10 protein-coding genes are annotated in these 12,675 nt (G+C 58.0%); 3 read left to right on the top strand and 7 right to left on the bottom strand.

Translation table 11 applies throughout. The features are described 5' to 3' along the window. Positions 1 to 66: 66 nt before the first annotated feature. The 5 genes from K0F75_RS01315 to K0F75_RS01295 form a co-directional block, all read right to left on the bottom strand. Positions 67 to 1,179, bottom strand: coding sequence for an AraC family transcriptional regulator (locus K0F75_RS01315; protein WP_257604221.1), 1,113 nt, complete (start codon positions 1,177 to 1,179; stop codon positions 67 to 69). A gap of 485 nt (positions 1,180 to 1,664) precedes the next feature. Next, positions 1,665 to 2,933: an OprD family porin gene (locus K0F75_RS01310; RefSeq protein ID WP_219059959.1), complete on the bottom strand. Its 1,269-nt coding sequence runs from the start codon at positions 2,931 to 2,933 to the stop codon at positions 1,665 to 1,667. A gap of 108 nt (positions 2,934 to 3,041) precedes the next feature. Further along, positions 3,042 to 4,715, bottom strand: coding sequence for a cation acetate symporter (locus K0F75_RS01305; RefSeq protein ID WP_219059958.1), 1,674 nt, complete (start codon positions 4,713 to 4,715; stop codon positions 3,042 to 3,044). Next, positions 4,715 to 5,041, bottom strand: coding sequence for a DUF485 domain-containing protein (locus K0F75_RS01300; protein ID WP_219059957.1), 327 nt, complete (start codon positions 5,039 to 5,041; stop codon positions 4,715 to 4,717). The genes K0F75_RS01305 and K0F75_RS01300 overlap by 1 nt, the downstream gene beginning before the upstream one ends. Before the next feature lie 162 nt (positions 5,042 to 5,203). Next, positions 5,204 to 6,826, bottom strand: coding sequence for an acyl-CoA synthetase (locus K0F75_RS01295; protein ID WP_219059956.1), 1,623 nt, complete (start codon positions 6,824 to 6,826; stop codon positions 5,204 to 5,206). A 225-nt stretch (positions 6,827 to 7,051) separates the two neighbouring features. On the opposite strand from K0F75_RS01295, the gene K0F75_RS01290 reads away from it, so the two are divergent. The 3 genes from K0F75_RS01290 to K0F75_RS01280 all read left to right on the top strand — a co-directional run bounded on the left by K0F75_RS01290 (position 7,052) and on the right by K0F75_RS01280 (position 10,539). Then, positions 7,052 to 9,337, top strand: a complete 2,286-nt coding sequence (locus K0F75_RS01290; RefSeq protein WP_219059955.1) for a PAS domain S-box protein — start codon at positions 7,052 to 7,054, stop codon at positions 9,335 to 9,337. Beyond that, positions 9,334 to 9,969 carry a response regulator transcription factor gene (locus tag K0F75_RS01285; RefSeq protein WP_219059954.1) on the top strand — a complete coding sequence of 212 codons (636 nt, stop codon included), beginning with the start codon at positions 9,334 to 9,336 and terminating at the stop codon, positions 9,967 to 9,969. Before K0F75_RS01290 ends, K0F75_RS01285 begins: the two co-directional genes overlap by 4 nt. A 126-nt stretch (positions 9,970 to 10,095) precedes the next feature. Further along, on the top strand, positions 10,096 to 10,539 hold the full coding sequence (locus K0F75_RS01280) for a CopD family copper resistance protein (protein ID WP_219059953.1): 444 nt from the start codon (positions 10,096 to 10,098) through the stop codon (positions 10,537 to 10,539). 38 nt (positions 10,540 to 10,577) lie between these two features. Here K0F75_RS01280 and K0F75_RS01275 read toward each other — a convergent pair whose 3' ends face one another. Continuing rightward, a complete protein-coding gene (locus K0F75_RS01275) occupies positions 10,578 to 11,210 on the bottom strand; it encodes a response regulator transcription factor (protein WP_219059952.1) in 633 nt (210 codons plus the stop codon). A 52-nt stretch (positions 11,211 to 11,262) separates the two neighbouring features. After that, positions 11,263 to 12,621: a cache domain-containing protein gene (locus tag K0F75_RS01270; protein WP_219059951.1), complete on the bottom strand. Its 1,359-nt coding sequence runs from the start codon at positions 12,619 to 12,621 to the stop codon at positions 11,263 to 11,265. Between the last annotated feature and the right edge of the window lie 54 nt (positions 12,622 to 12,675).

The raw sequence follows: 12,675 nt of genomic DNA, 5'->3' as shown, positions 1-12,675 counted from the left end.
GGCCTACGGCGCGGGTTCACCTGTCTTGATGAGCTTGATCCATTCAGTACGGATTAAACGTAGTGTTCACTTATCGAGAAGCCCGGTGAAGGTAGCGCGCTGCACTGCATAATCACCCCCCATCAAGAACCCTGGCCACGCGTACGCACTCTCTTGCCTGGCGGGCTCTCGTGCTTTCTCTAGCGTCCTGCCAGAGGGGCGCTTTTCTTCCTCGACCTTGAGCAGCGATCCATCGATCCGGTACTGGCCAGGCGGCATGTCGAACCAGCGACAGCACGCTTTATGGAAGCTGCTATGGTCGTGGAAGCCAAGGAGATAGGCCACATGCTTCATGTTGTAATGAGAGTGGCGCAGATAGAAGTCAGCCATTTGCCTGCGCAGATCGCTCAAGACATCCTTGTATTGCACGCCATCCTTCTCAAGCGCCCGCTGAAGTGTTCGTTTGCTGATATGGAGCGCTGCAGCCATTGACTCCATGTCGAAGAGCCCAGGCCCCAGCCCTTGGCTCAAGCGCTGAGTGATCATCGCGCGAACCCGACCAAGAATAGAGAAACCGAACAACAGGTCCAACTGAGCCTCGGCAAAACTGTCATGGAGCGTGGCTAATGCTTCATTCGCCATACTCAAGGGACGCAACAGTTCCTGCCCATCGAACACGATGCTGTCATAAGCCGCCCCGAAAACTAGCGGACAACCAAAAAGTTGCTGATGTTCCAAGGTGTTCTCGGGCTCTGGATAGGAGAACTCGATACTGAGGGGTTGCGGAAGGTGTCCACCCGTAAGCCAGCGGCAAAAGCCGAGCAGCGAAGCAAGTCCTGCATCGGTGTACTGCCGGGGTTTAACCGAGTCGGGTTGCTGGAGGTCGAGCCCGGACAGGCGATAATTCTGCCCTTCCTGAACAAAGAACAGGCTGAATCCAGTACCAATCAACGCGCTGAAACGAACTAAGCGCTCCAGGGCGCGTTTCAGGTTCAGGCTGGACATCATCGTGTAACCCACGATCTGGAAACTGCCTGGGTGCACATGCCCGTAGGCTTTCAGACCGATATTTGGATTGCCGGAAACCTGCGTCGCCAAGTCCCATAGACGGTACATAATACTTCGCCGACAAAAGGTAGCCGGCTGCGCCAAAACTTCCATGTCCAGCCCCGCCTCCTGGCACAGGCTGACGACATCCAAACCTTGAGCCGAAAGCGTATTCACCAATACACTGGCATAGCCCGTACTTACTCTATACATGACGGCCTCATCTATCCGTGGATTTGAACATCCTTTTTGGTGAACTCGGAGGGCCCGTTAGCTCCAGTAGGCCGTTTGTAGAACGACGTTTCTCTCCTTGAATCATTCCGTATGAGGAATGGGAACTCGTTTAACGGTAGCATCATATGGTTCAAAATGTGACACAGACATGAACAAAGTTGAACTGTTCTTACCGTTTTTACGACGGCAGGTTTTACCGCTTCCGCTCGTCCTTTTCGCGCCATTCGACGAGAGGCTGGGTGTGCGGAAATAGCTCAGGGATTGAGGGATTGAGGGATTGAGGGGCTGGGGAGATGGCTGGGCTGTATTGCCAAGGCCGCCCGGCAATAGGGGGGGAGATAAAATTCAGGTGATGCCGGAGAATAACTCCGGCATTTTTTTGCGTGCCTGAGGGGCTTGTTCGCTTACCAGATGGGCAAGCTGTAGCTGACGATCAGGCGGTTTTCATCCAGGTCGTTACCAAAATTCGTCGAACGTACCGTGGCGTTGCGCCACTTTACCCCGACGTTTTTTAGTGGGCCGGCCTGAATCACGTAGCCGATGTCGGTATCACGCTCCCACTCTTTGCCCTCTGGACGGTTTGAGCCGAGGTCAATATTGGAACCGTTGAGGTAACGGGTCATGAAGGTCAACCCCGGAATGCCGAGGGCGGCGAAATTGTAGTCGTAGCGGGCCTGCCAGGACTTCTCGTCTTTGCTCGCGAAGTCGCCAATCTGCACGAAGTTCACCAGGAATGCATCGGTCCCGTTGACGTAAGCAAAACCGGTGTTGCCGCTCATGCCTTGATAACCGAGACCCAGGGCGTGTGCACCCAGGGTGTAGGTAAACATTGCGCCCAGGGCCCGGTTGTCGACGTTGCTGCCGCCGTCGCCGGTGGAGCGGGCGAAGCGTAAATCGCTTTTCAGTGACTGCCCCGGCGCTACCGGCAACACATACGTCAGGTTCACGTAGTGTTGGCTGTAGAAGTTGTCCAGGTGGCCGTAGCTGTAGCCCGTGCTCAGGTTGCCGGTCCATTTGTAGTTCAGGCTGGCAAAATCGAACTTATCGCTGCCCACGTGGTGGCTGACGATGTTCTTTGCGCCCGTGGTTGTGATGGCCATGTCCTGATAGTCAGTGGAGTCACGCTGGTTGACCTGGCCTAACCTGCCAGCATCCACGGTCAAACTGTCGACTTCCAGCGACGTCAGCTGACCGCCCTCGAACGTCTGCGGTAACAGCCGCGAATCGTTGGCCAATATTGTCGGTAGCTTGGGCTGCAAAGTACCGAGTTTCAGCACGGTCTTGGACGCGCGCACTTTGGCTGTCAGACCCAGCTCGCCGTACTCGTCCTTGGCGTCTTTAGGTGCGGTCCTGCTGCGCAAGAGTAAGCCGGAGCCCGCACGGTCCGGGCTTGAGTCGAGTTTTACGCCGAGCAGGCCGAGGGCATCGATACCGACACCCACCGAGCCCTCGGTGAAGCCGGATTCGTAGCGCAGCAGGAAACCCTGGGCCCATTCCTCTTGTTTGGACTGTGCAGCATTGTCCTGGCGAAAATCGCGGTTGAAGTAGAAGTTGCGCAGCTCAAGGTTGGCTTTGCTGTCCTGAAGGAAATCAGCCATGGCAGGTGCCGAGAGGCTGATAACGCCCCCGGCCAGCATTAAGCGTGTAGCGATTGCGCGGGTGTTACGGTCCATGAGATTGCCTTTTTTTTTATTATGGATACAGACATTCACGCCTCTAACGCTTGGCGTGACGGTTGAGCGGTTGGCACGGCCACGCTTGAGCGCGCCGTGCCCCTTACATCAATGGCTGGAAGCGCTGGCGGCTCCGAGGCCGGTCTGTGCACGCACGAACTGGTCGGCGTAGGCGTTCCGTTCATTGTCTGCCCGGACACTGCGGTCGAGTTTGGAGACCACGACGATCACCAGGAAGGCCAGCGGCATGGAGAACAGTGCCGGGTGGTCGTACGGGAAGATCGCCTTGGCGTGGCCGAGTACGGTTACCCAAACTGCTGGCGACAGGATCACCAGAACCAGCGCGCAGATCAGACCGGCGAAGCCACCGAGGATTGCGCCTTTGGTCGTCAGGCCTTTCCAGTACATGGCCATGATCAGGACAGGGAAGTTGGTCGAAGCGGCGATGCCGAAGGTCAGACCGACCAGGAAGGCGACGTTCATCTTCTCGAACAGAATGCCCAACAGGATGGCGATGATGCCGAGGCCGACAGTGGCCATACGGGTCACGCGCATTTCTTGCTTCTCGGTGGCTTTGCCTTTCTTCAGTACGGTGGCGTAGAGGTCGTGGGAAATGGCTGAGGCACCGGCCAGGGCCAGACCGGAAACTACTGCGAGGATGGTGGCGAAGGCCACGGCCGAGAGGAAACCGAAGAACAGGTTGCCGCCCACGGCTTTAGCCAAATGCATTGCGACCATGTTGCCGCCGCCGATCAACGTACCGCCTACCTGGCCGTTGACGTAGTACTGCGGGTCGGTGCCAATGATCACCATCGCGGCAAAGCCCAGGGTGCAGACCACAAGGAAGAAGAAACCGATGAAGCCGGTAGCGTAGAACACCGATTTGCGTGCTTCCTTGGCATTTGGCACGGTGAAGAAACGCATCAGGATGTGTGGCAGGCCGGCGATGCCGAATACCAGGCCGAGAGACATGGAGGCCGTATTGATCGGATCGGCGAGCATGGCGCCGGGGCCCATGATGTTCCAGCCGCTGGCATGGGCTTCGATGGCTTTGGTCGCCAACATCTCATAGCTGAAATCGAACTGGGACATGGCCATCACCGCGAGGGTGGTGCCACCCGCGAGCAACAGCACGGCTTTGATGATCTGCACCCAAGTGGTAGCGATCATGCCGCCAAAGATGACGTAGACCAACATCAGTGCGCCGACGATCACTACCGCTACTGGGTAGTCGAGGCCGAACAACAGTTTGATTAACTGACCTGCGCCGACCATTTGCACGATCAGGTAGCAGCACACCACCGTCAACGAACCAAAGGCGGCGAAGATGCGTACCTTGTTTTGGTCGAGGCGGTAGGAAACGATGTCGGCGAAGGTGTAGCGGCCCAGGTTACGTAGGCGCTCGGCCATCAGGAAGGTGATGATCGGCCAGCCAACGAAGAAGCCGATGGTATAGATGAAACCATCGTAGCCTTTGGCGAATACAAGGCTGGAAAGACCCAGCAGAGTTGCCGCAGACATATAGTCGCCGGCGATTGCCAGACCATTCTGGAACCCGGTAATGCCGCCGCCGGCGGTGTAGAAATCGGAGGTGGAGTGGGTTTGTCGCGCTGCCCACCAGGTAATCAGCAGGGTGCCCAGGACGAAAACGAAGAACATACCAATGGCATGTAGATTGAGCGGCTGCTTTTCCACTGCGCCGGCCAGCGAGGGCCCGGCGAGTACGAGGGATGCAGGCAGGAGGCCGAGGCCAGCGAGGATCACATTACGCAGAGTAGTCATCACTTGCTCTCCTCAAGAACTGCAGCGCCCAGGGCATCAAAGCGAGTGTTCGCTTTGTAGACATACCAGCCGGTGAGTAGCCAGGAGAAGATGATGATCGCCGCGCCCACGGGCATGCCCACGGTCATCATGCGATTCTCGGCCAAGGGTGCATGCAGCCACTGTGGGGCAAAAGCCACCACCAGCATGAACGAGTAGTAGGTACCCAGTACGGCAGCACTCAGCGACCACGCCAGGCGCGAGCGGCTCTGCACTAATTGGATGAATTTCGGATTGGCCCGGATGCGTTCGCAGCGCTGGGTGTCGGTTGCATGGATATTGCTCATTTTTTGCTCCCTGTATTATTTTTTTTGTCGGTGCTGTCGGTGCTGTCGGTGCTTGAGGTTGCGGTACGGCTATCAGGTCGATTTCGGCGTGCGCAACCCCTAAGCGACAGGTCAGACCTGCCGCTTGATGCGTGCCTTATCGAGGGTTAAAGGGGCGAAGGACTACAGGTTGTTGGCCATGTCCCGCAGGAGGAACTTCTGGATCTTCCCGGTAGAAGTCTTCGGCAACAGTGTGAAAATCACGGTGCGCGGCACCTTGAACCCTGCCAGATGCTCGCGGCAAAAGCTGATGATGTCGGCTTCGCGAACGTTCTGGTGGTCAGCCTTGAGGGTGATGAACGCGCAGGGCGTTTCTCCCCACTTCTCGTCGGGACGCGCAACCACGGCCGCTTCCAGCACACCCGAGTGACGGTAGAGCACGCCTTCAAGCTCGATGGTGGAGATGTTCTCGCCACCCGAGATGATGATGTCCTTGAGTCGGTCCTTGATCTCGACATAACCGTTGGGATGACAGACCGCCAGGTCGCCGGTGTGAAACCAGCCGCCTTCGAACGCTTCTGCGGTGGCGGTCGGGTTCTTCAGATAGCCCTTCATCACCGTGTTGCCGCGCATGAAAATCTCGCCGATGGTCTGGCCGTCGCGTGGCGTGGGTTCCAGGGTTTTCGGGTCGGCGACCATCACGCCTTCCAGCGTCGGGTAGCGCACGCCCTGACGGGATTTGACCTGGGCGCGCTCATCGAGCGGCAGTTCATCCCACTCGGCATGCCAGGCACAAATCGTGACCGGGCCGTAGGTCTCGGTCAGGCCGTAGACGTGCGTGACCTTGATGCCCATCTCTTCCACGGCGCCAATCACTTTGGCTGGCGGCGCAGCGCCTGCGACCATCGCATTGACCGGATGATCGATGGCAGCCTTCGCCGACTCAGGCATGTTGACCAGGGCGTTGAGCACGATCGGTGCACCACAGAAGTGGGTGACCTGATGCTCGCGGATCAGGGTCAGAATCTTCTGCGGGTCGACGCGGCGCAAAAACACATGCACGCCAGCCATCGCAGTGATGATCCACGGGTAGCACCAGCCGTTGCAGTGAAACATCGGCAAGGTCCACAGAAAAACCGGGTGGTGCCCGATGTTCCAGATCATCTGGTTGCCCAGCGAGTTCAGATAAGCGCCGCGATGGTGGTAGACCACACCTTTCGGGTTACCGGTGGTGCCTGAGGTGTAATTCAGTGCAATCGCCCCCCACTCGTCGTCCGGCCATTGCCAGGCGAACGCTGGATCGCCTTCGGCCAGCAGCGCTTCGTAATCGAGGTCGCTGACGGCCTGGCCTTCGCCATACTCCGGGTCATCGACGTCAATCACCAACGGTGGGTGGTCCAGCATGCCGATGGCTGCGCGGATCACGTCATGGAACTCGCGGTCGGTGATCAGCACCTTGGCCTCGCCGTGCTGGAGCATGAAAGCAATCGCTTCGGCATCCAGGCGCACATTGAGCGGGTTGAGCACTGCGCCGATCATCGGCACGGCAAAGTGGACCTCAAGCATGGCGGGGATGTTAGGCAACATCACGGCCACGGTGTCGTTCTTGCCAATGCCGCGCCCGGCCAGCGCCGAGGCCAGGCGGCGGCAGCGCGCATAGGTTTGCGCCCAGGTACGACGAATCGAACCGTGGATAACGGAGGGGTAGTCAGGGTAAACGCTGGCAGTGCGCTCAATAAAGCTGAGCGGCGACAAAGCAATATGATTGACAGCCGAAGGGGCCAGTCCTTGCTCGAAGATCGACATGTAAAGGTACTCGGTGGCTGATTATTAGCTCTATATCTGACCGTTCAGCGTGCTCGTCTGGTCAGTTAATTATCCGACGCACCTTATATGCTAATTACTATCTGATATGGAAGTACTACCTGAGTAGTATAGTAATAATACTATATGTTTTTCATCTTGCACTAAATGGATACAGCCCTACCACTAAGGCGCGTATATGCTTGGCCACCGCTACAAGGAGCTGCGATGACCTCAACCCCCGTTCGATTGCACAGTTGGTTGCGTCTGCAACGAGAGGGCGTGCCTCTGGCTGCCCGTGCCGACGCATTGTGCCGCGCGTTTCAGGACTGTCCCGAGGTACGCCAGGCGGTGTATTTGAGTTGGCAGCCACAGGCGCGAATTTATAGCCATGAGGGTGCCGCTCAGCATTTGCCACCGGGTCTGGGAGACCCCTTGTTGGCCAGCGACCAGTTGTTGTTCGAGCGCCTGGCCGACGAAGGGCGGTTCGATCTGGATCAGGTCCGTCAACTCGATTGCTGGCTGTCTGGCCGTCTGCGCCGTGCGGCTATCAGCTACGGCCAGGTATTTGATCTGGCGCTGGAGCCGGGGCAGGCGGGGCTGCTGCTGGTAGAAGTGTGCGAAGGGGTGAGCCTGGACTGGCTGGGCTGGGTTCAGGATCTACTGGCGACGCTGTTGAGTACCGTCAACGGGGTGCTGCGTGGCTCGCCGCTACTGGGCCATGACCCGCAACCGAGTCTGCTGCTGGATGCGCAGGGTCGGCCGCTGGAGTTGAATGCGGCTCTGTTGGCATTGCTCGCCGAGCGGCCGTTGACCGACGTGTCGGGTTTTTTGCCGGTGAACCAACAGGTGCTGGTCCGTGCCTGTCTCGAACAGCAGCGAGCCATTGAAGGGGTCGAGGCACAGTTTGAAGAGCGGATATTGATCTGGACTTTTATTCCCGACTTACAGGAAAACCGCGTGCTGGCCCGCTGCCGGGAAGCGACCGCGCAAGTGTTGGCGGAACGCGAGGCCGCCAAGGCGCGGCGGTTGTACAGGTTGATTATCGAGAACACCACTGACCTTATTTCCCGGCACACGCCGGAGGGGTACTTTCTCGACGCCTCGCCAGCTTCCTGGACCTTGCTCGGGTATTGGCCTGAAGAGTTGCGGGGGCTGCCAGCCCAAGGTCTATTCCATGCCCAGAATCTGGCCAGTCTGGTGCAGCGCGCGCGGGACGCCCTGGAGCAGGATGGTTATCACACCATGACGTACCGCATCCGCCATCGTGCCGGGCATTACCTTTGGTTCGAGACCGCCTGCCGTGCGATTCGCGAGACTTACACCGGTACGGTGGTCGAGGTAGTCAGCGTTTCGCGTGACATCACTTCTCGGGTCGAGGCCGAAGAGAACAAGCGACGACTGGCTGAAGTGGTAGAGGCCAATACTGACCCGGTCCTGTTCATCGACCCGAGTGGTCAGGTCACTTACCTCAACCCTGCTGCACGACGTATTTTGCGTCTGGGCGAGCAGCAGCCGATGCCGGCCCTGAGCGAGTTCTTTGCCAGCGATGACTTGGAGCGTCTGCAACGGGAGGGCTGGAGCACCGCCGAGCGCGACGGTTCCTGGAACCTGGAAACGCGTCTTCAACCACCCAGCGGTGGTCCTTCGGTGCCAGTATCGCTGGTACTTCTGGCTCACCGGCCGGCCGGGGGCGAGCGTTACTACTCACTGGTAGCGCGGGACATGACCGAGCGTGAGCTGCGCGACGTGCAACAGCGTCACCATCAGGACGAGCTGGCGCACACCGCGCGTTTGGTGACACTGGGTGAGCTGGCCTCGGGCATTGCCCACGAAATCAATCAGCCGTTGGCGGCGGTGGTCAACTATGCCAATGCCAGCCAGCGTTATTTACAGGCCCTGGGTACCAACCCTCAGGCTGCCGAACGGGTAGCTCAGGGTCTGGAGCGGATTACCCTGCACGCCAATCACGCGTCGGAAGTGATCAAGCGTCTGCGCGCCTTCCTGCGCAAGGGCCAGCGGCGCATGCAGGCCCTTAATGTCGCCGAGGTCGCTCGGGAGGCGGTGCGCATGTGTGCGTGGGAGGCGAGCAATTGCCAGGTGACTATCGAGGAGCAACTGCCGGATAATCTGCCGCCCGTTTATGCCGACCGAGTGCTGCTGGAGCAAGTGCTGCTCAATTTGCTGCGCAATGCCATCGACGCCAATCGCGAGTCTCATCGGGGGCAGCCTTCTATGATTGTGCTGGCTGCGGACCTGGCCAGTGACGGGCGGGTGGAGATCAGTGTGCATGACCAGGGCCCGGGCGTGAGCGAGGCTGAACTGGAGAAGATATTCACCCCTTTTTACACCAGCAAAGTCGATGGGCTGGGGCTGGGGCTGTCCATGAGTCGCAGCATTATTGAAGGCTTTGGCGGTGAATTGCAGGCCCGGCGCGTGCCGGTCGGGCTGCTGATGCGCTGCTACTTGCCGCTTGTTGGTCCCCTAAAAATAATATCAGGAGTGAATGAATGACGAGTGTCGCGGAGCAGGTGGTCTATGTGGTCGATGACGATCAGGGCATGCTCGATTCGACCGTCTGGTTGCTGGAGTCGGTGGGCCTCAAAGCACTGCCGTTTACCAGTGGCCTCGCTTTCCTGGACGCGTGTGACGCCCAACTCAACGCCTGCGTGCTGCTGGATGTGCGCATGCCCGGCATGGGCGGGTTAAATGTGCAGGAAGAAATGCGCGCGCGTGAGCTGAACCTGCCGGTCATCTTCGTCAGTGGCCATGCAGACGTGCCGATTGTGGTGCGCGCATTCAAAGCCGGTGCTCATGACTTTATCGAAAAACCATACAACGAACAGTTGTTGCTGGACAGCGTGCAACAGGCGCTGGGCAGCTTCGATGCAAGCCGCTCCGGTAGCCAGGGTCATGCACAATTGCAGGCCCGCTTGCTCACGCTGACGCCACGCGAGCGCGACGTGTTGCTGCCGTTGGTGCAGGGTTACACCACCCGCGAAATTGCCGAGCAACTGGGCGTGAGCGCAAAAACCGTGGATCTGTACCGGTCTCGGGTCATGAAGCGCATGCAGGCCGACCACCTGCCAGATCTGGTGGGCATGGCCATAGTGGCCGGGATCGTGGACCCACTAAAGCTGCGTTGAGCACAGAACACTTGACTCAGGACAGGACGCTATCGTGCCTGGGGAGAGATCCTGTATTTGATTTTACGGACGGCACCGCCAGTCGTGGGCCACGTGAAATTCTGCCGACCTGAACCTGAGAAAACCATGAGCTATCCGATCCTGCTGACCCTGCACCTGTTCGCTGCCCTGATCTTCATTGGTACGGTGTTTTTCGAAGTGCTGATCCTCGAAAGCGTGCTCAAGAAGATACCGGCCAAGGCGATGATTCTGGTCGAGCGGGGCATTGCGCTACGCGCTCGAAAGCTGATGCCATGGGTCTTGCTGACGCTGTTCGGCGCCGGGCTGGGCATGGTCTGGCAGCGCTATCTGCCACTTCTGGCCACGCCGCTGGCGTCTTCTTTCGGCACCTTGCTTGCGCTGAAAATCCTACTTGCCATCAGCGTATTGGGGCACTTTCTCACGGCCATGTTTCTGCTGAAAAGCGGGCGTATGAATGCACGTTACTCGCGCGTTATTCATATCAGTCTGTTCTGCCACATGGTCGGAATCGTGATCCTGGCCAAGGCAATGTTCTACTGGCAGGGCTGATCGTCTTGCGCACGGTTACGATAGACTGACGCAAAGGTTCAACGGGACAGCAGGCCGTGCTCCATCGCGTATTTAACCAGACCTGCCGGTTTGTCTACGTTGAGCTTGCGCCTGATGCTCAAACGATGGGTTTCAACCGTGCGCACGCTGATAGCAAGTTCCCGGGCAATGGTCTTGTTATTCAAACCCTGTGCCAGGCCGATGAGCACTTGGCTTTCCCGAGGAGTGAGTTCGGTTTCATCTGGTTTCCTGGTGGCCAGTTTGAGGGCCACTTCGGCGCTGTAAAACGTCCCGCCGGTAGCGATTGCCTCGATGGCCGCAATGATTTCCTTTGACGGTGCGTTTTTCAGCACATAACCACTGGCGCCTGCCCGAATGGAGGTCGCGATGTACTCATGGTTGTCATACATGCTCAGAATGAGGATTTTGATGTCCGGGTACTGAATGCGCAGCAGTCGTGTCAGTTCCAGGCCATTCATGTCTTTCAAGCCGATGTCGACCAGCAGAATGTCGGGTGAGACGCGGCCGCAAAGATCGAGTGCCTGAGCCCCATTCTCGGCCTCGCCGACCACGTCGAAGGAAGGCCGGACACCCAGCAATGCGCGTATGCCATCACGCACTAAAGAGTGATCGTCCACCAACGCAATACGGATGGGGTATGAGGTATTCATGGTCGCGCTCTGATTGTTTTCAGGGTTATTTTGGGCGTGTTGTTATTGAACTCTACGCGAGTGAGCGAAGGCGGGTGGGTAGGGTAATGATCAGTTCACTTCTGCCAGGGGTCGACGACAGACTGAAATGGCCGTTGAAGTGATCGACGCGCTCGCGAATGTTGCGCAAGCCTATTCCACCGTGGATCTCTTCAAGCCGGTTGATATTGAACCCGACGCCATCATCGCACACCGATAACCTGACCTGAGCGGGATCCCCCTCCAGATCAATGTATACGGTCTTCGCTTTGGCGTGACGTTCGATGTTGGTCAGCGCCTCCTGCAGGATCCTGAACAGTGCCACGGGGGCGCCATCGACCAGTTGGACGTCGCCGAGGTTGTTTTCATAGTGAAGGGTCAAACCGCTTCGCAGTTCGAACTCTGTCACCAGTTGGGCGACGGCGGCGGCCAGCCCCAGTGTGTCGAGCAACGAAGGGCGAAGATCATGAGAAATACTCCGAACTTCGCCGATTGCATCCGCAAGCCGACCTATTCCTTGACGAAGGATGTCCTGGCCTTTTTCGCGTCCGGCCTCCAGTTCGAGGGCGGCCAGTTCAAACTGAAATTTGATTGAAACCAACACCTGGCTGATGCCGTCGTGCAGTTCGCGCGAGAGCCGTGATCGCTCTTCTTCTTGGAGACTCACAATGCGTTGAGTCAAACCTTGCAGCTTTTTATCGGCCAAACGGTGTTCGCTGGCGTTCAAGGTCAGCCCGCACGCGAAGACCAGCAACACGGCGACGAGGGCTACGACACCGATAGCGAGCATGGTGGTGTAGATCTCTCGGGCAACTTCTTCGCGTGCCTGATGGGTGGCGCGCTCGACGTCCTCAAGATAAATCCCGGTGCCCAGCATCCAGCCCCAGCGGTCGAGCATCACGACGTACGCCAGTTTGTCGGTGACGTGTCCGGTCGAGGGCTTTTCCCATGCGTAATGCTGAAACCCGTCGCCGGACTGCGCGCTTTTCAGCAGCGCCTGAATCACTGGTAAACCATGGGGGTCGGTCATGCTCCACAAATCTTTGCCCACCAGCGCAGCCTGACGAGGGTGCATCAGGCTGCGGCCGTTATGGTCATAAACGAAGAAATAGCCGTTGATGCCAAAACTTAGCTTTGCCAGCTCATCAAGGACTTTTTGCTTGGTTTGCTCATCGTCCCGACCGCTCTCATACACCGGGGCAAGCGCGCTCATCGCCATTTCTACGTAGTTTTTCAGCTCCGCACGTTTACTGGCCAGAATGCTGTCTTCAATCAGTTGCGCTTGCTGTTCACCCAGACGCTGGTTTTGGAAGATGACCAGCGCGCTGATGACTGCGACAGCCAATATCAGCGGGAGGATGCCCAGGGCGACGATTTTGTATTTGAGTTGCATGACGAGTGAAATCCAGGCTGACGGGGTTGCCTATAGAGGGCTAGATACCGATTG

The organism is Pseudomonas sp. UMAB-08, assembly GCF_900095225.1.
Classification (GTDB): domain Bacteria; phylum Pseudomonadota; class Gammaproteobacteria; order Pseudomonadales; family Pseudomonadaceae; genus Aquipseudomonas.
Note: the sequence above shows the minus strand (reverse complement) of the source record. Positions and strands in the feature narration are given on the sequence as shown.

Bases quoted from the DNA above. Each gene is read 5' to 3' on its own strand.
- K0F75_RS01310 (WP_219059959.1), bottom strand. From the start codon at position 2,933: ATGGACCGTAACACCCGCGCAATCGCTACACGCTTAATGCTGGCCGGG.
- K0F75_RS01305 (WP_219059958.1), bottom strand. From the start codon at position 4,715: ATGACTACTCTGCGTAATGTGATCCTCGCTGGCCTCGGCCTCCTGCCT.
- K0F75_RS01300 (WP_219059957.1), bottom strand. From the start codon at position 5,041: ATGAGCAATATCCATGCAACCGACACCCAGCGCTGCGAACGCATCCGG.
- K0F75_RS01295 (WP_219059956.1), bottom strand. From the start codon at position 6,826: ATGTCGATCTTCGAGCAAGGACTGGCCCCTTCGGCTGTCAATCATATT.
- K0F75_RS01290 (WP_219059955.1), top strand. From the start codon at position 7,052: ATGACCTCAACCCCCGTTCGATTGCACAGTTGGTTGCGTCTGCAACGA.
- K0F75_RS01285 (WP_219059954.1), top strand. From the start codon at position 9,334: ATGACGAGTGTCGCGGAGCAGGTGGTCTATGTGGTCGATGACGATCAG.
- K0F75_RS01280 (WP_219059953.1), top strand. From the start codon at position 10,096: ATGAGCTATCCGATCCTGCTGACCCTGCACCTGTTCGCTGCCCTGATC.
- K0F75_RS01275 (WP_219059952.1), bottom strand. From the start codon at position 11,210: ATGAATACCTCATACCCCATCCGTATTGCGTTGGTGGACGATCACTCT.
- K0F75_RS01270 (WP_219059951.1), bottom strand. From the start codon at position 12,621: ATGCAACTCAAATACAAAATCGTCGCCCTGGGCATCCTCCCGCTGATA.